Origin of the sequence: Methylopila sp. 73B (assembly GCF_000526315.1) — a bacterium.
Lineage (GTDB): Bacteria > Pseudomonadota > Alphaproteobacteria > Rhizobiales > Methylopilaceae > Methylopila.
Map to the genome: position 1 here is coordinate 2,720,797 of NZ_JAFV01000001.1, position 20,904 is coordinate 2,741,700.

Consider the following 20,904-nt stretch of genomic DNA (forward strand, 5'->3'; position numbering starts at 1 on the left):
TGTTGACGACGGCGCCCCCGGACAGCGCTAGATGCGGCGTTGCGTACGACGAGGCCGCCCCATGCCGATTCCCCTGCGCCTGTCCCTCGTAACCCTCGGCGTCGCGGACGTCGCGCGGTCCACCGCGTTCTATGAGGCGCTCGGCCTCGTCGCGTCGTCGGCCAGCACGGACGCCGTGACCTTCTTCAACACCGCCGGGCCGGTGCTCTCGATCTACGGCCGCGAGGCGCTGGCGGCCGACGCCCAGATCCCCGTGAACGGCTCGGGATTTTCCGGCGTCACGCTCGCCTGGAACCTGGGTTCCGAGGCCGACGTCGACAAGGCGACGGTGCGCGTGGTGGCGGCCGGCGGGCTGATGGTGAAGGCGCCGGAAAAGACGTTCTGGGGCGGATACTCCGGCTACGTCGCCGACATCGACGGCCATCTTTGGGAGCTTGCGCACAACCCCGGCTTCGCCGTCGACGCGGCCGGCCGGGTCCGCGCGCCGGACTGATCGGTCTCGCGCTCAGGCCCCGAATCGCGCGACATTGGCGGCATGCCCGCCGCCCGACCCGACGCCAGACGAGCGCCTGTCCTTAAGCTGGTCGCGACCTTCGCCCGCGAGAGGGCGGCGCGCGCAGCCGGTCTCGGCCCGGTCGCAGGCGTTGACGAAGCCGGCCGCGGGCCGCTCGCAGGCCCCGTGGTGGCGGCCGCCGTCGCGCTCGACCCCGAGCGCATCCCCGCCGGCCTCGCCGACTCCAAGGCTTTGACCGCGGCCCGGCGCGAGGCGCTGTTCGCCGAGATCATGGCGAGCGCCGACGTCGCCTTCGTGGCCGCCTCGACCGAGCGCATCGAGCGCCTCAACATCCGCGGCGCGACGCTCTGGGCGATGGCCCGGGCGGTCGCGGGCCTCCAGTCCCGCCCGGCGCTCGCGCTGATCGACGGCCGCGACGTGCCGCCAGGGCTCGGATGCCGCGGCGAGGCCGTGATCGGCGGCGACGCCACCGTGCTGTCGATCGCAGCGGCCTCGATCGTGGCGAAGGTCGTGCGCGACCGGATGATGATGCGGCTCGGCGAATGCGTGCCGGGCTACGGCTTCGAGCGCCACATGGGCTACGGCACGCCGGAGCACCTCGCCGCGCTGAGCCTGCTTGGCCCCTGCGCGCACCACCGGCGGGGCTTCGCGCCGGTCTCGGCTCTGCTGGCCCAGGCCGCCGGCTGAGCGTTAACCCTCCGTTCACCCCGTTTCTTGAGGCGCTCTTTACGTTACCGAACCAAGAATCCGTCCGACAGTCGCGTAAACGAACGGATCGGATCTCATGGCTCTTCGGCTCAACCGCGCCCCGGCGCGGCACGACGCTCCGGCGCTCCCCCTCGACACCATCCTGATCGGCGACTGTGTCGCGGAACTCGAGAAGCTGCCGTCGGCGTCCGTGGACCTGATCTTCGCCGACCCGCCCTACAACCTGCAGCTCCAGGGCGACCTGCGCCGGCCGGACCAGAGCCTGGTCGACGCGGTCGACGACGCCTGGGACCAGTTCGAGAGCTTCCAGGCCTACGACGCCTTCACCCGCGCCTGGCTGATGGCGGTGCGCCGCGTGCTGAAGCCCACGGGCACGATGTGGGTGATCGGCAGCTACCACAACATCTTCCGCGTCGGCGCGGTGCTGCAGGACCTCGGCTACTGGGTGCTGAACGACGTGGTGTGGCGCAAGACCAACCCGATGCCGAACTTCCGCGGCCGGCGCTTCACCAACGCCCACGAGACGCTGATCTGGGCCGCGAAGAGCGCCGACGCCAAGGGCTACACCTTCAATTACGAGGCGCTGAAGGCCGGCAACGAAGACCTGCAGCCGCGCTCCGATTGGCTGATCCCGATCTGCTCCGGCGGTGAGCGCCTGAAGGGCGAAGACGGCAAGAAGGTCCATCCGACGCAGAAACCGGAGGCGCTGTTGGCGCGCGTGCTGCTGTCGTCGTCCAAGCCGGGCGACGTCGTGCTCGACCCGTTCTTCGGCTCCGGCACCACCGGCGCGGTGGCGAAGCGGCTCGGGCGGCATTTCATCGGCGTAGAGCGCGACCGCGACTACGCCGCGGCCGCCCGCGCGCGCATCGACGCCGTGACGCCGGAGGCCGCCGACGCGATCTCCGCCGCCCCGGCGAAGCGGGAGGCCCCGCGCGTCGCCTTCGCGACGCTGGTCGAGCGCGGGCTGGTGCGCCCCGGCGCCAAGCTCGTCGACGCCCGCCGTCGCTACGAGGCCACGGTGCGCGCGGACGGAACGCTGGCCTTCGGCTCCATCATCGGCTCGATCCACCGCATCGGCGCGCTGGTCCAGGGCGCCGATGCCTGCAACGGCTGGAGCTTCTGGCATGTGGAGGCCGACGACGCGCTGACCTCGATCGACGCCTTCCGCGACGCGGTACGCGCCGAAGGCCTTTAGCCCGAAAGCTTCGCGGCGCGGCGCACGAATGCCGCGATCGCGAGAGCCGCGAACACCAGCGGCAGCAGCGCCCAGCGCAGGCCGACGCCATGCGCGAGGAAGCCGATGAGCGGCGGGCCCATCAGCCCGCCGCCATAGGCCATGGTGGCGACCATCGACAGCGCCGCGCCCGGCGCGACGCCGGGCAGCCGCGTCGAAGCCGAGAACAGCACCGGCACCACGTTCGCGAAGCCCAACCCCGCCACCACGAAGCCTGCGATCGCAACAGTCGGCGTGGGCGCCGCCACCACGATCGCGAGCCCCGCCGCGGCGACCGCGCCTGAAACCTGCACCGCGCGCAGCGGCCCCAGCCGCGCGACGAACGCGTCTCCCGTCAGCCGGCCGAAGGTCATGGCGGCGGAGAAGGCGGCGTAGCCGACGGCCGCGAGCGCCGGCGTCGCCCCGGTCGCCTGGATCATGAACACCGCGCTCCAGTCGATCATCGCGCCTTCGGAGAGGAAGGCCGCGAGCGTCAGCAGCCCGAGGCCGAGCACCACGCCGCGCGGCAGGCGGAGGCCGTGCGGCTCGTCCGGCGCGCCATGGGCTGCGATCGCGAGACGGGTCGCGGCGAGCGCGACCACCGCGCCCAACGCAAGGGCCGACAGCCCCATGCCGGCGACGGCGCCGACGTCGAGCGCGATCAGCCCGCCGGAGGCGGTCGCGCCCGCCAGTCCTCCGATCGAGAAGAAGGCGTGGATCGACGACATGATCGGCCGCCCCCACGCCGTCTCGATCGCCGCCGCCTGGGCGTTCATGGACACGTCGATGGCGCCCATGGAAAGCCCGATGAAGGCGGCCGCGGCGATCAGCGCGGGATAGCTCGGCGCCAGCGGCGCAAGCGCCAAGGCGCTCGCGAGCGAGAAGGCCGAGGCGATGGTCATCGCCACGGCGCCGAAGCGGTGGAGCAGCAGGCCGGTCGGCGGCATCGCGCACACCGCGCCGATCCCCATCGCCAGCAGCACGAACCCCAGCGCCGCGTCGTCGACGTCGAGACCGGCCTTGAGCAAAGGGATGTGCGCCGCCCAGACGCCCATCGCGGCGCCGGCCACGAAGAAGGCGGCGGCGACCGCGGCGCGCGCGTAGGCGAGCCGCCGGCGATCGGCGGTTGAGGCGACAGCTGCGGTCATAGGCTCGCGGACTTCGATCGGGCGGGACCGGCGTCGGCGCGGGCGTGCGCCACCACCTTGCGGAACACGGAGGGGAGCGCCTCGCCGTCGAGGTCGCGCCGGGCGACCCAGCGCGCGCCGGCCGGCGCAGGCGTCGCCTGCGGCACGACGGCGGCCAGCACCGCGAGGTCGAGGGCGAAATGGCTGAAGACATGGGTGACCACGCCCGGCAGCCGTCGCCAGTCGGCTGTGAGCGGCGCCTCCTCAGCGAGCCTCGCCACCGGCGCGGCGAGATCGACGGTCTCGCTCCAGACGCCGGTCGGCGGTTCGGTCATGCCGCCGAGCAGGCCCTTCGGCGGCCGCGAGCGCACCAGCGCCGCGCCGTCCGGCCGCTCCACCCAATAGGCCACGCCGCGCCGGGTCGGCCGGTCGGCCTTCGCGGCCTTGCGCGGAAAGCTCTCCTGGTCGCCGCGGGCGCGGGCGAGGCAGGGATCATCCCAGGGGCAGAGCGCGCAGGCGGGCTTGCGCGGCGTGCAGATGGTGGCGCCGAGATCCATCGTCGCCTGCGCGAAGTCGCCGGGCCGCTTGGCGGGCGCGATCGTGCCGGTCAGGGCCTTCAGCCGGGGCTTCGCGCCGGGCATCGCCACCTCGACCGCAAAAAGGCGCGACACCACCCGCTCGACGTTTCCGTCCACCACCACCGCCGGCCGGTCGAAGGCGATGGCGGCGATGGCGGCGGCCGTGTAGGGGCCGACGCCGGGCAGCGCCAGCAGTTCGGCCTCGGCGGAGGGAAAAGCGCCGCCGTGGCGCTCCATCACCGCCTGGGCGCAGGCGTGCAGGTTGCGGGCGCGGGAGTAGTAGCCGAGGCCGGCCCAGAGCTTGAGCACCTCCTCGAGCGGCGCCGCCGCCAGCGCCGCGACGTCCGGGAAATGCTGAAGGAAGCGCAGAAAGTAGGGGCCCGCCGCCTTCACCGTCGTCTGCTGCAGCATGATCTCGGACAGCCAGACCCGGTACGGGTCCGCCCGCTCGCCCGCCTCCGCCCGCCACGGCAGACGCCGCCGATGCCGGTCGTACCAAGCGAGCAGGGCCGAGGGATCGGGCGCGGTCAGGGTTTCGGCGGCGGTCGCCAAACGCTACTCTCTGATTTTGGGACTGGGGGCGTCGGTCGGCGCCCAACCTACAGAGCGCCGCCGCCCATGCAACCGCCCCGCCGCCGCGCCATCGCGCTGTCCGATCTGCTGCCCGGCGCCCTAGGGCCGGCCGCCGCGCGCCAGGGCTTCGCGGGGGCGGAGATCATGGCGCGATGGGAGACGATCGTGGGACGGGAGATTGCGGCCTTCGCGATCCCGCAGAAGCTCGCGGCTCCGCCGCGCGGCGCCGCGACCGACCCGGACGCGCCGCCCCCGACCTCCGTTCTGCATCTGCGCGTGGAGGGGGCCTTCGCGCTCGAAGTCCAGCACCGCACGGCGGAGATCCTCGAGCGTGTGAACGCCCATCTCGGCTGGCGCTGCGTGGGCCAGCTCAAGTTCCGCCAGGGGCCGATCGCGGGCTTCCGGCTGTCGCGCCGCACGCCGCCGCCTACGCTGCCCCCCGCCACGCCCGGCGAGAGCGCGAAGGTGGAAGCGGCCGTCGCGCCGGTCGCCGAACCTGAGCTTGCGGCGGCGCTCGAACGGCTCGGCCGGGCGGTGCTTGCGCGCCGGCGGGTCACGGGGGCGTGAGCGCCTCCGACGAAGGCCGGGCATGCTGCCGCCACATTCCGCTTGCGAATAGACTGTGAAGCCACGACGCTGCGCGCCGCCGCGCGTTCGCCTGGCCACCGCAGACTGTTGAGGACGCCCCCGTGACGCTCACCCGCCGCCGCTTTCTCGAGACCGCCGCCGCGCTCGCGTTGACCGCAGCCGCCGCCGGGGCGCTGTCCCGCACGCCGTTCGGCTTCGTGGCCGAAGCCGCCGCGCAGGCGCCCTCGGCCGAGGATCTCGCCATGGCCGGCCCGCTGGGCGACAAGGTCGAAGGCAAGGACGACGCCCCCGTCACGATCATCGAATACGCCTCGATGACCTGCGGGCATTGCGCGCAGTTCGCCGCGACGACCTTCCCGAAGCTGAAGGAAAAATACATCGACACGGGCAAGGTGCGCTTCATCCTGCGCGAGTTCCCGCTCGATCCGATCGCCGCCGCCGGCTTCATGATCGCCCGCTGCGCCGGCGACGACAAATACTTCGCGGTGGTCGACGCGCTGTTCGCCCGCCAGAGGGACTGGGCCTACGCCACCGACCCGGTCGCCGGCCTGCAGACGCTGGCCAAGCAGTTCGGATTCACACAGGAGACCTTCGAGGCCTGCTTGACGAATCAGGAGATGCTGGACGGGATCAACGCCGTGCGTGCGCGCGGCGCGGAGAAGTTCGGCGTGAACTCCACCCCGACCTTCTTCATCAACGGCAAGATCCAGCGCGGGGCGATCGGGTTTGAGGACTTGGAGAAGATCCTGGAGCCGCTGCTCAAGGCCTGACGCGTCGGGCCTGCCGGACCCGCGCGCGCCGTCGTTCGGACGGCCGCGCTTCGGTGACCGCGGCCTGACGGGCGCCAGCGCGCGCCCAGGCCTTCGCCGATGAATTTCGCCAAGCTCAAGGTCGCGGGCTTCAAGACCTTCGTGGAGACGACCGAGGCCCCGATCGAGCCGGGGCTCACCGGCATCGTCGGCCCCAACGGCTGCGGCAAGTCCAACCTTGTCGAAGCCATGCGCTGGGTGATGGGCGAAAGCTCCTTCAAATCGCTGCGCGCCTCCGGCATGGAGGACGTGATCTTCGCAGGCTCCGGCGGCCGTCCGGCCCGCAACCACGCCGAAGTCACGCTCACCCTCGACAATGCCGCCCGCACCGCGCCGGACCTGTTCAACGCCTCCGACGTGATCGAGGTGAGCCGCAAGATCGCGCGCGGCCTCGGCTCGACCTACCGCATCAACGGCCGCGAGGTGCGCGCCCGCGACGTCCAGCTGCTGTTCGCCGACGCCTCCTCCGGCGCGCGCTCGCCGGCGCTGGTCGGCCAGGGACGCGTCGGCGAGATCATCAACGCAAGGCCGGACCAGCGCCGCCGCATCCTGGAGGAGGCCGCGGGCATCGCCGGCCTCTACGCCCGCCGCCGCGAGGCGGAGCAGAAGCTCGAGGCCGCGGAGGCGAACCTCGTGCGCGTCGAGGACGTGCTGGGCCAGCTCGACCACCGCGCCGAGGCGCTCCGCCGGCAGGCGAAGAGCGCCCAGCGCTACCGCGCGCTGACCGAGGAGATCCGCGCGGCCGAGGGCCTCGCGCTGCTCGCCGAGCACGACGCCGCGACCGCGGGCGTCGCGGAGGCCGAACGGCTGGAGACCTCCGCCGTCGCCGGCGTCGCGGACGCCCTGCGGGCGCAGGGCGCGGCGGCTCGCGCCGAGGCTGTGGCGGCCCATGCGCTGCCGCCGGCCCGCACCGCGGCGAGCGAGGCGGAGGCCACGCTGCGCCGCCTGACGCAGGAGGCGACGGCGCTCGAGGGCGAGGAGGCCCGCGCTCGCGCCCGCCTGGCGGAGCTCGCCCAGCGGCTGACGCAGCTCGACGGCGACCTCGCGCGCGAACGGACGCTGGCCGAGGACGCGAGCGCCTCGCTCGCCCGCCTCGCCGACGCCGAGGCCGGCCTCGGGCCTTCCTCCGACGAGGGCGACGCCGAGGCCCGGACCCCGGCGCAGGAGCGCCTCGCGCGCGCCGATCAAGAGCTTGCCCGCGCGGAGGCCGCCCTTGCCGCCGAGACCGCCGCGGTCGCGGCGCGCCTCTCGGAGCGCCGCGACCTGGAGCGCCGACGCCGCGAGGCCGCCGACCGGCTGTCCGCTCTCGAGCGCGAAGCCGCGACCCTCGCCGCGGAGGCGGAGCGGCTCGCCCGCGAGGCCGGCGCGGGGGGCGAGCCCGCGGCGCTGAAGGAGCGGGCCGAGGCCGCGCGTCATGCGCTTGCGGCGGCCGAACAGGCGGCGGACGCGGCCGAGGCCGCCCACGCCCGCGCCCGCGCCGACGAGACCGCCGCCCGCGCGCCCGCGGCCCAGGCCAACGCTCGCGCCGAGCGCGCCGTCACCGAGGCGCGGACGCTCGCCAAGCTGCTGGCGACCGACGAGCGCCGCGCCTTCGCCGCGGTGGTGGACCTGATCTCCGTCGATCCCGGCTTCGAGACCGCGCTCGGCGCGGCGCTCGGCGACGACCTCGACGCCGCCGTCGATCCGCGCGCGCCGGCGCACTGGGCGCGGCTCGACGCCTCGTCGGACGCGGCGCTGCCCGAGGGCGCGACGCCTCTGTCGACCCATGTCGCAGCCCCGCCGGAGCTCGCCCGCACGCTGGCGCAGGTCGGCGTCGTGGCGCGCGGGGACGGGGCGCGACTGCGGGAACGGCTGACGCCCGGCCAGCGGCTCGTCAGCCGCGAGGGCGACCTGTGGCGCTGGGACGGCCTGACGCTCGCCGCCGACGCGCCGACCCCGGCCGCGCGACGCCTCGCCGAGAAGAACCGGCTGGGCGCCGTCGAACGCGCCGCGGCGGAGGCGCGCGCGGAGGCCGACCGGTTGCGGCTCGCGGTCGACGCCGCGCGTGCGGCGACCGGACGCGCTGCCAGCGACGAACGGACCGCCCGTGACGCGGCCAAGGCCGCCCGGTCGAGGCTCGACGCCGCCCGTGAGGCGGAGGCGGCGGCCGAGCGCGCGGCCTCCAAGGTGGCCGCCCGACGATCCGCGGTCGAGGAGGCGTCGAACCGGGTCGAGCGTCAACGCGCCGAGGCCTCATCCACCCGGGACGCGGTCGACGCGTCGCTCGGCGCGCTGGGCGAGGCGCCTCAGGGCGAAGATGCGCTGGCCCCGCTCCGCGCCGCGGTGCAGGAGGCCCGCGCCGCCGCGGCCACGCGCCGGGCCGAAGCCCAGGCGCTCGCCGCCGAATCCCGCCGCAGGGCCGAGCGCCGCGCCGAAATCGCCGCCGAGCGTGCGTCCTGGGTCCGCCGCCGCGAGGGAGCCGCGGAGCGGCTCGACAGCCTCTCCGCCCGTCGCGCCGAGGCCGAAGCGGAACGCGCCGCGCTCGCAGACCGTCCGGACGCGCTGGCGGAGCAACGCGTCGCGTTGCGGTCCTCGGTGATCCAGGCCGAGGCGGACGCCCGCGCCCGCGCCGACGCGCTGGTCCTCGCCGAGACCGCCCACCGCGCGGCGGACGTCGCGGCCCGCGCGGCGCTGGACGCGCTCGCCAAGGCCCGCGAGGAGGCCGCCCGCGCCGGCGCCCGGCTGGAGGCCGCCCGCGAGAAACGCGCCCTCGCGCTCGCCCGCATCCGCGACACGCGCGACATGACCCCGGCCGAGCTCGCCGCCGAGCTCGCCGGCGCGGAGCGCGGAAGCCGCGAGGAGATCGACGCCCGGCTCGCTCGCGCGCTCTCCGCCCGCGACCGCATGGGGCCGGTCAACCTGCGCGCCGAGGAGGAGCTCGCCGAGGTCGAGGAGAGCCACGGCGGCCTCGCGGCGGAGCGCGCGGACCTGACGGAGGCGATCGCCCGGCTGCGCGGCGGCGTCCGTTCGCTGAACAGCGAGGGCCGCGCTCGGCTGCTCTCGGCCTTCGAGCGGGTGGACGCGCATTTCCGAAAGCTGTTCGAGACGCTGTTCGGCGGCGGCGAGGCGCGGCTGGAGTTGGTCGAGAGCGACGATCCGCTCGAGGCCGGGCTCGAGGTCATCGCGCGGCCGCCGGGCAAGAAGCCACAGACGCTGTCGCTGCTGTCCGGCGGCGAGCAGGCGCTGACGGCGCTCGCGCTGGTGTTCGGCGTGTTCCTGACCAACCCCTCGCCGGTCTGCGTGCTGGACGAGGTCGACGCCCCGCTCGACGACGCCAACGTCGAACGCTTCTGCGCGCTGCTGGCTGAGATGCGCCGCACCACCGCCACGCGCTTCCTGACGGTCACGCACAACCCGATCACCATGGCCCACATGGATCGCCTGCTCGGCGTCACCATGGCCGAGCGCGGCGTTAGCCAGCTGGTCTCGGTCGACCTGCGCGCCGCCGAGCGGCTGCTGGAAGCAGTGTAGGCCGGGGTGCGCGGGGCGGATCCCGCTCGATCCGACCCGTTGGAGCGACACCGCCCATGACCTGCGCGCACTGGCGCGCGCGGCCATCCTTGCCTATCAACGCGCCTGTTGAGCAAACGGCGTAAGCGATGAGCACGGCGACCCCCACTTCGATCCCCCACGCGACGCAGCCGCGGAGCCTGCTGCGGCGGTTCCTGGGCTACTACCGGCCGCACCGGAAGCTGTTCCTGCTCGACTTCTCCTGCGCGGTGGCGTCCGGACTGCTCGAACTCGGCTTCCCCATGGCGGTCAAGCTGTTCGTCGACCGGCTGCTGCCGAGCCAGGACTGGCTGCTGGTGGTGCTCGCCGGGCTCGGCCTGTTCGTCATCTATCTCGCGAACACCGGCCTGATGGTCGTGGTCACCTATTGGGGCCACATGCTCGGCATCAACATCGAGACCGAGATGCGCCGCAAGGCGTTCGACCACCTGCAGAAGCTGTCCTTCTCCTACTTCGACGGCCAGAAGACCGGCCATCTGGTCGGCCGCCTGACAAAGGACCTCGAGGAGATCGGCGAGGTCGCTCACCACGGGCCCGAGGACCTGTTCATCGCCGTCATGACGCTGATCGGCGCCTTCGCGCTGATGTTCGCGGTCAATCCTCAGCTTGCGCTGATCACCGCGGCGGTGGTCCCGATCACCGGCTGGGTCACCAGCCGCTACGGCGGCCGCATGACGCGCAACTGGCATGAGCTCTATGGCCGGGTCGGCGGCTTCAACGCGCGCATCGAGGAGAACGTCGGCGGCATCCGGGTGGTGCAGGCCTTCGCCAACGAGGAGCATGAGCGCCGGCTGTTCGCCGAGGACAACCGCGGCTACCGGTCGACCAAGCTCCAGGCCTACCGCATCATGGCCGCGAGCACCTCGCTCAGCTACCTCAGCATGCGGCTCACCCAGGTCGTGGTGATGATCGCGGGCAGCTACTTCGTGATCACCGGCTCGCTCAGCCACGGCGGCTTCATCGGCTTCCTGCTGCTGATCGGCGTGTTCTTCCGCCCGGTCGAGAAGATCAACGCGGTGATCGAGACCTACCCCAAGGGCGTCGCCGGCTTCCGCCGCTACACGGAGTTCCTCGACACCGCGCCCGACATCGTGGACCGCCCGGGCGCCGTCGCCGTGGACGGCCTGAAGGGCGAGATCGCCTACGAGCGCGTCACCTTCGGCTACGGGGCGGGCGCGCCGGTGCTGCGCGGCGTGGACTTTCGCGTCCGCGCCGGCGAGACGGTCGCCTTCGTCGGGCCGTCGGGCGCCGGCAAGACCACGATCTGCTCGCTGCTGCCGCGGTTCTACGACGTCGACGGCGGCCGCATCACGATCGACGGGATCGACGTGCGCGACATGACGCTCGCCTCGCTGCGCAGCCAGATCGGCGTGGTGCAGCAGGACGTCTTCTTGTTCGCCGGCACGATCCGCGAGAACATTGCCTACGGCCGGCTCGACGCGGCCGACGAGGACATCCTCGAAGCCGCGCGCCGCGCGCGGCTGGACGACATGATCGCGAAGCTGCCGGCCGGCCTCGACACCATCGTCGGCGAGCGCGGCGTGAAGCTCTCGGGCGGGCAGAAGCAGCGCCTCGCCATCGCCCGCATGTTCCTGAAGAACCCGCCGATCCTGATCCTCGACGAGGCCACCTCCGCGCTCGACGCGGAGACCGAGCGCGCGATCCAGGGCTCGCTCGCCGAGCTCGCCCGCGGCCGGACCACGCTGATCATCGCCCATCGCCTGACGACGATCCGCAACGCCGACCGCATCTACGTGGTCGACAGCTCCGGCATCGTCGAGCAGGGCCGCCACGACGAGCTGATCTCCCGCGACGGCGGCTACCGCCGGCTCTACGAGGCGGCGGTCGGCTGAGGCCGCCGGGCGTCACCGCCCGGTCGCCGTCCGCAGCGAGCCGCCGAGGTTGTCGGTCGCGGCGCCGAGCTGGCTGCGGAAGGTCTCCCGCGCGCGCGGATCGACGATGGCCGCTGGCGCCGTCGCCGCCGCCCCGATCACCGAGCCCACGCCCTGCGCCGTGCCGATCGCGGTCGCGCCGAGCGTCTCCGCGAGCCCGAGGTTCGACCCGGCCACCTTGTCGCCGGCGATGAGGCGGCGCCCGATCGCCTTCACCACTTCTGGGCTTTCGGCGAACTTCGTGTGGTTCAGCCCGTCCCCGGCGCGAACGCCGGAGAGATCGACGACGTTGATCCCGCGCTTCGCGAAATCCGCCTGCACAGCCGGCTGGGTCAGGTCGACCGAGCCCAGCCGCTGGACGCCGCCGGCGAGACGCCGCGAAACCAGCAGCGCGCGATCGTCCTGGGAGGTGAAAATGGTGATGCGGTTTTCCGCCGGGCCGATCGCCTTCAGCTGCTCCTGGAACACGTCGACGTCGAGGTCCGGCGAGGCGAGTACGATGTTCTTCAGCTTCGCCGGGACGGCCCCTCTGCGGATCGCGAGCTGCCGGACGGCCTCCATCGACAGCCAGCTGCCCATGGAGTGCGCCATCAGCGTGATCTCGGAGACGTCCGGCCGCGCGGCGGCCTGAGCGATCATGGTCTCCAGGCTGTCGCGGGAGTAGTTCGCGCTTTCCCGGTCGTAGAGATAGCCGAAGACCGAGCCCCGCGACGGCCAGGTGAACAGGATCGGCGCGGCGTCCGCGCCGGAATCGTGGCTGATCTGGGCGAAGCGGAACACCGCCTCCTCATAGGTCGAGTTGAAGCCGTGCACGAAGATCAGCACGCGCTTCTTCGGCCCGGCCGCCCGGCGGTACCAGGCGTCCGCGCCGCCATCTTTCAGAGGCTCGACCTTGAGCGCGACGAACTCCGTCGCCGGGTTTCCCGGGTTGCGGGCGGGATAGATCACGGCGCCGGGCTTGCGCACCCCGTCCGGCGGGATCGACACCAGGATGTTCTCGAGCGACAGGCCCTTGCCGCGGTCCCCGGAGAACACCACTCCCGGCACCGGCGAAGGCGCGCGCGTGGTGGCGACCAACATGTCGACGGTGTGCGCGCCCGGCGCGCTGGCCGACACCGGCAGGAGCGTCGCGTAGGGACGGCCGCCGCAGCCGGCGAGCGCGAGCGCCGCGGCCACGAGGGCGGGAATTCGAATGGAGCGCAAGCGGGCGGCCTCGTAGACGCATGACGGGCGCGACGCGGACCCCCACCCTGCCGATCGCGGGCCCATCCTTGGCGCCGCGGCGCCTTTTGCAAGCCAGCCCTTCGCACGAGCGGCCTGTCCGACGGTCGCCGTGACGTTCGCGCCACGTCAGTCCGAGGCGCCGCCCTGCTCCGCCTCGCGCGCCAGAAGGGCCCGCTTGCGCTCGACGCCCCAGCGATAGCCGGAGAGAGAGCCGTCCGTGCGCACCACCCGGTGGCAGGGAATCGCGACCGCGAGCGCGTTGGCGCCGCAGGCCTGCGCCACCGCCCGCACCGCCTTCGGCGCGCCGATCGCCGCGGCGACGTCGGCGTAGCTCGCCGTCGCGCCCGCCGGCAGCTTCCGCAGCGCCTCCCAGACCCGGCGCTGGAACGCCGTGCCGCGGATGTCGAGCGGCAGATCGAGGCCGCGGCCGGGGTGCTCGACGAGGCGCGCGACCTCCGCCACCACGCGCTCGAACCCCGCCTCCCCACCGGTCAGCTCCGCCTTCGGAAACCGGTCCTGCAGGTCGCGGACGAGCGCGTCGGGATCGTCGCCGAGCAAAATGGCGCAGACACCGCGCGCGCTGGCCGCGACCAGCAGCGCCCCAAGCGAGCACTGCGCCACGGCGAAGCGGATCGCCGCGCCCTCCCCGCCCGCGCGGTATGCGCTTGGGGGCATGCCGAGGGCGTCGTCGGCCACGGCGTAGAAGCGGCCGGTGGAGTTGAAGCCGGCCCCGTAGATCGCGGAGGCGACCGAAGTCTCTGGACGGCTGAGCTCGCGCCGCATCCGGCGCACCCGCTCGCCCTGCGCATAGGCCTTCGGCGTCAGGCCGGTCTCGGTTTTGAAGGCGCTGACGAGCCGGGCCGCGCTCGTTCCGCAGGCGCGCGCAAGCCGATCGAGCGCCTGCGGCTCCTCCGCCGCCTCGATGACGCGGCAGGCGCGCGCCACCAGCGCGGCGCGCGCGGCCGTGGGGGAGACGTCGTCCGGGCGGCAACGCCGGCAGGGGCGGAAGCCGGCGGCCTCCGCTGCGGCCCCGTCGACGTGGAACGCGACGTTCTCCGGGTTGGCGCGGCGCGACGGGCACGACGGGCGGCAATAGACCCCCGTCGTCCGGACCGAATAGACGAAGGCGCCGTCAGCCGCGGCGTCGCGCGCCGCGACGGCGTCCCAGCGGGGATCGCGGTCGGCGAAGGCTCGTTCGTCGGCTTGTGCAGGCGCTGTCATGGATCCGATCCTCTCATGGGGCGGGGAGGATGGGATAGCGCGGGCGCGCGGGGCCGGCGCTCCGGTTTCGGGGGTCGAATCCGGCGCCCAAACGAAAACGGCCCGGGACAGGCCCGGGCCGTTCCTGGCGGGAGCCCGAAGGCTCCCGCTGATGTCGTCGTCGCGGACGATCAGTCGTCCGAACCCTCGGAGCGCTTCTTGAGCGCCGCGCCGAGGATGTCGCCGAGCGAAGCGCCCGAGTCGGAGGAGCCGTACTGCGCGACGGCCTCCTTCTCCTCGTAGATCTCCAGCGCCTTGATGGACACCTGGACCTTGTGGGCCTTCTTGTCGAACTGCGTGATGCGGGCGTCGAACTTCTCGCCGACGGCGAAACGCTCGGGGCGCTGATCGGCGCGCTCGCGGGCGAGATCGTTGCGGCGGATGAAGGCCGTCAGGTCGGTGTCGACGATCTTGACCTCGAGACCGCCTTCCTTGACCTCGATCACCTCACAGGTGACGACCGAGTTCTTGCGGAGCTCGCCCGAGTCCACGAACGGATCGCCGCCGAGCTGCTTGACGCCCAGCGAGATGCGCTCCTTCTCGACGTCGACGTCGAGAACCTGGGCGCGGACGATGTCGCCCTTCTTGAACTCCTCGATGACGGCTTCGCCCGGACGGTTCCAGTCGAGGTCCGACAGGTGCACCATGCCGTCGACGTCGCCGTCGAGGCCCAGGAACAGGCCGAACTCGGTCTTGTTCTTGACCTCGCCCTCGACCTCGGAGCCGACCGGGTACTTCTCGACGAAGGCTTCCCAGGGGTTCTGCATGGTCTGCTTGAGGCCAAGCGAGATGCGGCGCTTCACCGGATCGACCTCGAGCACCATCACCTCGACCTCCTGGGAGGTGGCGACGATCTTGCCCGGGTGGACGTTCTTCTTCACCCACGACATCTCGGAGACGTGGATCAGGCCTTCGATGCCCGGCTCCAGCTCCACGAACGCGCCGTAGTCGGTGATGTTGGTGACGCGGCCGGTGAAGCGGGTGTTCGCCGGGTACTTCGCCTCGATGCCCTGCCACGGATCGGCCAGCAGCTGCTTCATGCCGAGCGAGATGCGGTGGGTCTCGTGGTTGATCTTGATGATCTTCACCTTCACCTGCTGCCCGATCTGGAGCAGCTCGGTCGGGTGATTGACGCGGCGCCACGCGATGTCGGTGACGTGCAGCAGGCCGTCGATGCCGCCGAGGTCCACGAACGCGCCGTAGTCGGTGATGTTCTTGACGACGCCCTCGATGACCTGGCCCTCTTCGAGGTTCTGGACCAGCTCCTGGCGCATCTCGGCGCGGGACTCTTCAAGCACGGTGCGGCGCGACACGACGATGTTGCCGCGGCGGCGATCCATCTTGAGGATCTGGAAGGGCTGCGGCGTGCCCATGAGCGGGCCGACGTCGCGCACCGGGCGGATGTCGACCTGCGAACGGGGCAGGAAGGCGGTGGCTCCCTCGAGGTCGACCGTGAAGCCGCCCTTGACCTGGTTGAAGATGACGCCTTCGACCTTCTGGTTGTCGTTGAAGGCCTGCTCGAGCTTGACCCAGCTCTCCTCGCGGCGCGCCTTGTCGCGCGACAGCACGGCTTCGCCGAGCGCGTTCTCGACGCGCTCCAGGTAGACTTCGACGACGTCGCCGACCTTGAGCGGGTTCTCGCGGCCGTGGCCGGTGAACTCCTTGACCGCGACGCGGCCCTCGGTCTTCAGGCCGACGTCGATGACGGCCATGTCCTTTTCGATCGCGGTGATCGTGCCCTTGATCACCGAACCTTCGGCGATGTCGGCGGTCAGAAACGATTCTTCGAGCAGCGCGGCGAAATCTTCGCGCGAGGGTGCGGCTGCGGCAGTGGCGTTCATGAAATCTCCTGCCCGTCTTCGGGCTTAGCGGCGCCGGCGTTCGGGTTGACGAAACGGCCGATCGGGCGTCCGCCGTCCGGTGCTCGCCTCCGCGTTGCGAAGACGGGCCGGCGCCGGGAACGGGGGCGACCTTGGGCCGTGTCCGGGAAAGCCTGGAGATGCGTGGCGGCCGCGATCGACGAAATCCGACCGAGCGCGCCAGCGTGAGCAACTGGCTCATTCCGGACGCGGGTGGGTAGCAGATCATGCGCGCCGGCGCAACGCGAGCGTCAGGGCGTTCGCGAGATCGCGTCCACGCGATCCCCGAGGCCGGCGCAGAGACCGCCCCGAAGGAGGCGGTCCCCCGCGCCGCGCCGCCGAAATCAGCGGGCGGCGGCGGTCTGCAGGCGGGGCGCCGCCGACGCCTGGGCGGCCCGGGACGTGGCGCCGGGCTCGCCGAAGCCGATCAGCACCTTCCAGCCGGCGTAGCGCTTGGCGGGCGGCAGCGAGACCTCGTCCACCAGATAGGAGAAGTGGCTGACCTTCTCCGACGGCTTCAGCGGGGCCTGGATCCGCGCGGCGCGCACGGCCGCCGCCTTGCCGGAGGGATCGACGACCGTCAACGCGATCGGCGCCGTCACGGCATCGGCCGCGGAGCCGTTGGCCGTCGCGCGGCCGACGAGGGCGACGCGCAGGATGGTCTCGGCCCCGAGGTTGGCGCAGTCGCGGGCGGCGGAGAGCAGCGAGAGCTGGGCGGGCGCCGCGGCGTAGGCGTCCGCGTCCTTCCGCACGATCACTTCGGGGCAGTTCCGCCCGACGCGCGACGTGACGCCGCCGGCGGCCAGTTTCGCGGCCACTGCCTTGGAGCTGCGGAGATTCTCGGCGGCTCCGGCTGCGCCGGCGCAGCCGGCCATGACCGCAAGCCCAAGCGCCGCACGGCCGGCAATACGAATGACGGTCGACATGACTGTCTCCAAAACGTTCAACGCCCGATCACTACAAGCGTTAACGAATCAGGCGAAAGTGCGCCATTAGGATACAGTCAAGCAAATATCGCGCTTAGGCGCGGCGATCGGCGACGAAGCGGGCCGCGGAGACGAGGCCCTCGGCGCGCGCCCCGAAGGGCGCGACTGCGGCGGTCGCCTGGGCGGTCAGCGTCTCGAGACGCGCGCGGGCGCCGTCGCGCCCGAGCAGATCGACCAGCGTCGCCTTGCCGGCCGCCGCGTCCTTGCCCGTCGCCTTCCCCACCGTCTCGACCGCCCCTTCGGCGTCGAGCAGGTCGTCGGCGATCTGGAACGCCGCGCCCAGCGCCTGGGCGTAGACGCCGAGCGCCGCCCGGTCCGCCTCGTCCGCGCGGCCGAGCGCGGCCGCCATCTGGATCGGCGCCGCGATCAACGCGCCGGTCTTCATCGCCTGGATGCGCCCGACCGCAGCCTCGTCATGCGCCTCGCGCCCCGCGGAAAAGCGCCCTTCGGCGGCGAGATCCAGCATCTGGCCGCCGACCATCCCCCCGAACCCCGCGGCCCGGGCGAGGATGCGCACGAGCGCGATCCGCGCCGCTGGATCGGGATCGACCCGAGGGTCGCTCAGCACGTCGAAGGCGAGCGTCAGCAGCGCGTCGCCTGCGAGGATCGCGGTGGCCTCGTCGAAGGCGCGGTGCACCGTCGGCCGCCCACGGCGCAGGTCGTCGTCGTCCATGGCCGGCAGGTCGTCGTGGATCAGGCTGTAGCCGTGCACGCACTCGACGGCGAGGCAGGCCCGCAGCGCCCGCTCGGGCGCCACGTCGAACAGTTCGGCCGCCGCCAGCCCGAGCGCCGGCCGCAGCCGTTTTCCGCCGCCAAGCATGGCGTGGCGCATGGCGTCGACGAGCCGCGCGGGGCGCGCACTCTCGCCGACCTCGGGCTCGGAGGTGAGCAGTGCGTCGAGCGCCGTCTCCACGGCGGCTGCGACGGCCGCGAGGCGATGGTCGAAGGATGCGTCGGTCACGTGCGCCGAACTCCGAATGGGGCCGCCGGCCCCGTGCCCGAGCGGGCGCGCGACGTCAAGACGCCGTGAGATGGCGGGCGCGGTTCGCTCTGCTAGAGTGCGCCGGGCACAAAGAGGCGGCGGCGTAGATGGCGGCAATGTACGGCTTCGGAACGGCGGCCGTCCGCGGGCGGCCCTCGGTCCTCCGCAAAGCCGTGTTCGCGCTGCTCCTGATCGCGGCGGCGCCCTTCGTCCTCACGTTGATCTACACGGTCGTCCCCCCGGTCTCGACGCCCATGCTGGCGCGCTGGCTGATGCTGAGGCCGGTGACGCGGACCTGGGTTCCGCTGCAGAGCGTATCGCCCGCCTTGCCCCGCGCCGTGATCGTCTCCGAGGACGCGCGCTTCTGCGCCCACGCCGGGGTCGACTGGCAGGCGATCGGCCTCGTGATGGACCGCGACGGCGGGCCGAACCGGGGCGCCTCCACCCTCACCATGCAGGTCGCGAAGAACCTCTTCCTGTGGCAGGGCGCGGCCTACCTGCGAAAGCCGTTCGAGATCGTGCTGGCGCACTGGATCGACTTCGTCTGGTCGAAGCGGCGGGTGATGGAGGTCTATCTCAACATCGCGGAGTGGGGGCCGGACGGCGTGTTCGGCGCGGAGGCCGGCGCCCGCCGCGCCTTCGGCAAGAGCGCCGCCCGCCTGAGCGCGCGCGAGGCGGCGGTGATGACGGCCGCGCTGCCGAACCCGGTGCTGCGCGACCCCAAGCGGCCGAGCCGCCACGCCTCGACCCTCGCCTCCGTGATCATCCGCCGCGCGGGCAACGCGGCAGGGCTGACGGGATGCCTCGCCCGCTGAGCGTCGATCGACGCCATTCCCGGGCGAGGGGGCTGGCGTTTCCGGCCTGATGCCGCTATAAGCCCGCCCCTGAGTTAAGGCGGCGCGACGCTCCGCCCGCACATCCGCGCGCGCGTGAGCGCTGCGACCCGATCCGACGGAGTGAATGACATGGCCGTTCCGAAGCGAAAGACCTCCCCGATGAAGCGCGGCCACCGCCGCTCGGCCGACGCGCTTAAGGCCCCGACATATGTCGAGGACAAGGACTCGGGCGAGCTGCGCCGTCCGCATCATGTCGACCTGAAGACCGGCATGTACCGCGGCCGCCAGATCCTGACCCCGAAGGAAGCCTGAGGCTTTCTGACGCGTTCGGGTCCGACGGACCCGCCATCGAGACCTGCATTACGCCCGGCCCTCGCGCCGGGCGTCGTCGTTTCTGAGCGTCAGGCGACGTCGGGGTCTTCGGCGAGCGCACGGCGCGCCGCGTCCCGGTGGCGATTGGTCATGTGCATGCGCACGTTGGCGATCGCGGCCGCCAGAATGCTGGCGTCGTCCGCAAAGCCGAGGATCGGCAGGAAGTCCGGCACGGCGTCCACGGGCAGCACGAAATAGGCCAGCGCGCCGATCAGCGTCGCCCGCACATGCAGCGGCGTCTCGCGGTCGAAGGCGCAGTAATAGGCCGCGACCGCGTCCTCCGCGAAGGGGATCGACCGCGCCACCTTCTTCAGCTTGGGCCAGAACTCGCGGCTCACCCGCGAGGCGTCGCGCTCGAACCCGCCGTTCGTGCCTGCGTCCATGCCTCGTCTCCTCGATCGGGCCCCATGTGCGGCCCATCGTGGGACAAGGTGGCCCCGCACCTTCCAGCGATCAAGCCTCGGCGGCCGCCTTCTCCTCGAGCGCCTCCATGTCCTCGTCGGACAGCCCGAAGTGGTGCCCGATCTCGTGTATCATGACGTGCGCGACGATCGCGCCGAGCGTTTCCTCGTGCTCCGCCCAGTAGTCCAGGATCGGACGGCGGTAGAGATGGATGACGTTCGGCATCTGCCCGGTCTGGGCGACGGCGGCTCCCTGCGCCAGCCCGATCCCGGTGAACAGCCCGAGCAGGTCGAACTCGCTCTCCGCGCCGAGTTCGCGCACCACCTCCTCGGTGGGGAAATCATCGATCTGGATGACGACGTTGTCGGCCAATTCCCGGAGCGAGAGCGGGAGCCCGAACAAGGTCTCGTGCGCGATCGCCTCGAGGTCGGCGAGGCTCGGCGCCGTCAACGCGCCCCAGTCGATCGTCTTCGTCATCACTGCCCTCCCGGAACGCCGTACGTCGCGAGCGCCCATGCGATCAGGGCGACCGAGGCGAGGATAGCAAGCCCGCGCCCGAAACGCCGAGCCCAGAGCTCGACCGCATCCTCGGGCTCGCCCGCGGGGCCGGCCCCCTGCGCCGTCGAACCGCCGAACAGATCCTCGCTCGGGCGAAGGTCTGCGCGCGGGCCACGCGAGTCATCTCGTCGCATTTTCTTGGACCTTTTTGGAACGGATCCCACTCCGGAACAGTTTATCGCACACGAGCACTCAATAACGCCGGCCGCTGAAGCTCAAATGCCTCGCGGCGGGCCGGTGCGCCCCCCGATCGACGTTGATCTGAGCGCCCCGCTCCATGGACTGCGGAACGAGGATATGTCTCACGCGGCGAAGAGCCGGCGGGCCTAATTAATCTGCTGAAGAACAACCCGGAGAGAAACACCCATGAAGACCATTCTGTATTCGACAGCTTTCGCCGCAGGCCTCGCCGTGCTTTCGCTGACGCCCGCTTCGGCCGCGGGCATGATGACTAGGGCGCCTGTGGCGGCCTCGCCACTCGTCACGGACGTCGCGTGCCGCACTGTCGAGACCCGCAAGATCCGCAACGGCGTGACCCGGATTGAACGCAAGCAGGTCTGCAACGACGACCGTTACGAACGGCGGGTCTATCGCGACCGTGACCGCGGCTATGGCGACCGGCGCTACGGCGATCGCCGTTACGTCGACCGCCGCGACGACCGTCCGGGCTTCAACATCCGCATCGGTCAGTAAGCCGTCGTCGAATCCGACATCCAAAACGCCCCGGTCCGCCGGGGCGTTTTTTTTGCGCGTCGTTCCGTTCGGCGCTCACGTGGTCGATGACATGCGCGTGATGCGCCCTATCTGCAGCGCGTTCGCTTGAAGTGAACGCGTGTGAACGGCTTGTGAACGCCGGTCTCAGCGAAAGTTCACC

19 protein-coding genes are annotated in these 20,904 nt (G+C 72.1%); 10 read left to right on the forward strand and 9 right to left on the reverse strand.

The window, feature by feature from the left end:
- Window positions 1-61 precede the first annotated feature (61 nt).
- The 3 genes from K244_RS0113135 to K244_RS0113145 all read left to right on the forward strand — a co-directional run bounded on the left by K244_RS0113135 (window position 62) and on the right by K244_RS0113145 (window position 2,417).
- Window positions 62-493 carry a VOC family protein gene (locus K244_RS0113135; RefSeq protein ID WP_020186737.1) on the forward strand — a complete coding sequence of 144 codons (432 nt, stop codon included), beginning with the start codon at window positions 62-64 and terminating at the stop codon, window positions 491-493.
- A gap of 42 nt (window positions 494-535) precedes the next feature.
- Window positions 536-1,201, forward strand: a complete 666-nt coding sequence (locus tag K244_RS0113140; protein ID WP_020186738.1) for a ribonuclease HII — start codon at window positions 536-538, stop codon at window positions 1,199-1,201.
- Between the two features lie 97 nt (window positions 1,202-1,298).
- Window positions 1,299-2,417, forward strand: a complete 1,119-nt coding sequence (locus tag K244_RS0113145) for a site-specific DNA-methyltransferase (protein ID WP_020186739.1) — start codon at window positions 1,299-1,301, stop codon at window positions 2,415-2,417.
- Here K244_RS0113145 and K244_RS0113150 read toward each other — a convergent pair.
- Window positions 2,414-3,583, reverse strand: coding sequence for an MFS transporter (locus tag K244_RS0113150; protein WP_020186740.1), 1,170 nt, complete (start codon window positions 3,581-3,583; stop codon window positions 2,414-2,416). The genes K244_RS0113145 and K244_RS0113150 overlap by 4 nt on opposite strands.
- Window positions 3,580-4,692: an A/G-specific adenine glycosylase gene (gene mutY, locus K244_RS0113155; protein ID WP_020186741.1), complete on the reverse strand. Its 1,113-nt coding sequence runs from the start codon at window positions 4,690-4,692 to the stop codon at window positions 3,580-3,582. The genes K244_RS0113150 and mutY overlap by 4 nt, the downstream gene beginning before the upstream one ends.
- A 66-nt stretch (window positions 4,693-4,758) precedes the next feature.
- Between mutY and K244_RS0113160 the strand changes: the two genes are divergently transcribed.
- The 4 genes from K244_RS0113160 to K244_RS0113175 all read left to right on the forward strand — a co-directional run bounded on the left by K244_RS0113160 (window position 4,759) and on the right by K244_RS0113175 (window position 11,512).
- Window positions 4,759-5,280: a DciA family protein gene (locus K244_RS0113160; protein WP_020186742.1), complete on the forward strand. Its 522-nt coding sequence runs from the start codon at window positions 4,759-4,761 to the stop codon at window positions 5,278-5,280.
- Between the two features lie 122 nt (window positions 5,281-5,402).
- A complete protein-coding gene (locus K244_RS0113165; protein ID WP_020186743.1) occupies window positions 5,403-6,071 on the forward strand; it encodes a DsbA family protein in 669 nt (222 codons plus the stop codon).
- 99 nt (window positions 6,072-6,170) lie between these two features.
- The gene (gene smc, locus K244_RS0113170) at window positions 6,171-9,620 is read left to right on the forward strand and encodes a chromosome segregation protein SMC (RefSeq protein ID WP_020186744.1); all 3,450 of its coding nucleotides are present in this window, start codon (window positions 6,171-6,173) and stop codon (window positions 9,618-9,620) included.
- 179 nt (window positions 9,621-9,799) lie between these two features.
- Window positions 9,800-11,512, forward strand: coding sequence for an ABC transporter ATP-binding protein (locus tag K244_RS0113175; RefSeq protein ID WP_024816492.1), 1,713 nt, complete (start codon window positions 9,800-9,802; stop codon window positions 11,510-11,512).
- Between the two features lie 12 nt (window positions 11,513-11,524).
- Here the strand turns inward: K244_RS0113175 and K244_RS0113180 are convergent, their stop codons facing one another.
- From K244_RS0113180 to K244_RS0113200, 5 genes are all read right to left on the reverse strand, one after another.
- Window positions 11,525-12,754, reverse strand: a complete 1,230-nt coding sequence (locus K244_RS0113180) for an alpha/beta hydrolase (protein WP_024816493.1) — start codon at window positions 12,752-12,754, stop codon at window positions 11,525-11,527.
- 147 nt (window positions 12,755-12,901) lie between these two features.
- Window positions 12,902-13,996: a bifunctional DNA-binding transcriptional regulator/O6-methylguanine-DNA methyltransferase Ada gene (gene ada, locus K244_RS0113185; protein WP_020186747.1), complete on the reverse strand. Its 1,095-nt coding sequence runs from the start codon at window positions 13,994-13,996 to the stop codon at window positions 12,902-12,904.
- Between the two features lie 170 nt (window positions 13,997-14,166).
- On the reverse strand, window positions 14,167-15,876 hold the full coding sequence (gene rpsA, locus K244_RS0113190; RefSeq protein WP_020186748.1) for a 30S ribosomal protein S1: 1,710 nt from the start codon (window positions 15,874-15,876) through the stop codon (window positions 14,167-14,169).
- A 362-nt stretch (window positions 15,877-16,238) separates the two neighbouring features.
- Window positions 16,239-16,820: a hypothetical protein gene (locus K244_RS0113195; protein WP_020186749.1), complete on the reverse strand. Its 582-nt coding sequence runs from the start codon at window positions 16,818-16,820 to the stop codon at window positions 16,239-16,241.
- Between the two features lie 94 nt (window positions 16,821-16,914).
- The gene (locus K244_RS0113200; protein ID WP_020186750.1) at window positions 16,915-17,841 is read right to left on the reverse strand and encodes a polyprenyl synthetase family protein; all 927 of its coding nucleotides are present in this window, start codon (window positions 17,839-17,841) and stop codon (window positions 16,915-16,917) included.
- A gap of 128 nt (window positions 17,842-17,969) precedes the next feature.
- Between K244_RS0113200 and mtgA the strand changes: the two genes are divergently transcribed.
- Complete coding sequence (gene mtgA / locus K244_RS0113205) at window positions 17,970-18,677, forward strand: monofunctional biosynthetic peptidoglycan transglycosylase (protein ID WP_245259768.1); 708 nt, start codon at window positions 17,970-17,972, stop codon at window positions 18,675-18,677.
- Between the two features lie 150 nt (window positions 18,678-18,827).
- The gene (gene rpmF / locus K244_RS0113210) at window positions 18,828-19,010 is read left to right on the forward strand and encodes a 50S ribosomal protein L32 (RefSeq protein WP_020186752.1); all 183 of its coding nucleotides are present in this window, start codon (window positions 18,828-18,830) and stop codon (window positions 19,008-19,010) included.
- A gap of 89 nt (window positions 19,011-19,099) precedes the next feature.
- On the opposite strand, the gene K244_RS0113215 is transcribed toward rpmF, so the two are convergent.
- Together K244_RS0113215 and K244_RS0113220 are read right to left on the reverse strand one after the other, a co-directional pair.
- Window positions 19,100-19,453 carry a YkvA family protein gene (locus K244_RS0113215; RefSeq protein WP_020186753.1) on the reverse strand — a complete coding sequence of 118 codons (354 nt, stop codon included), beginning with the start codon at window positions 19,451-19,453 and terminating at the stop codon, window positions 19,100-19,102.
- Window positions 19,454-19,523: 70 nt separating this feature from the next.
- On the reverse strand, window positions 19,524-19,949 hold the full coding sequence (locus tag K244_RS0113220) for a metallopeptidase family protein (RefSeq protein WP_020186754.1): 426 nt from the start codon (window positions 19,947-19,949) through the stop codon (window positions 19,524-19,526).
- Window positions 19,950-20,396: 447 nt separating this feature from the next.
- On the opposite strand from K244_RS0113220, the gene K244_RS0113230 reads away from it, so the two are divergent.
- A complete protein-coding gene (locus tag K244_RS0113230; RefSeq protein ID WP_020186756.1) occupies window positions 20,397-20,723 on the forward strand; it encodes a hypothetical protein in 327 nt (108 codons plus the stop codon).
- Window positions 20,724-20,904: the final 181 nt, after the last annotated feature.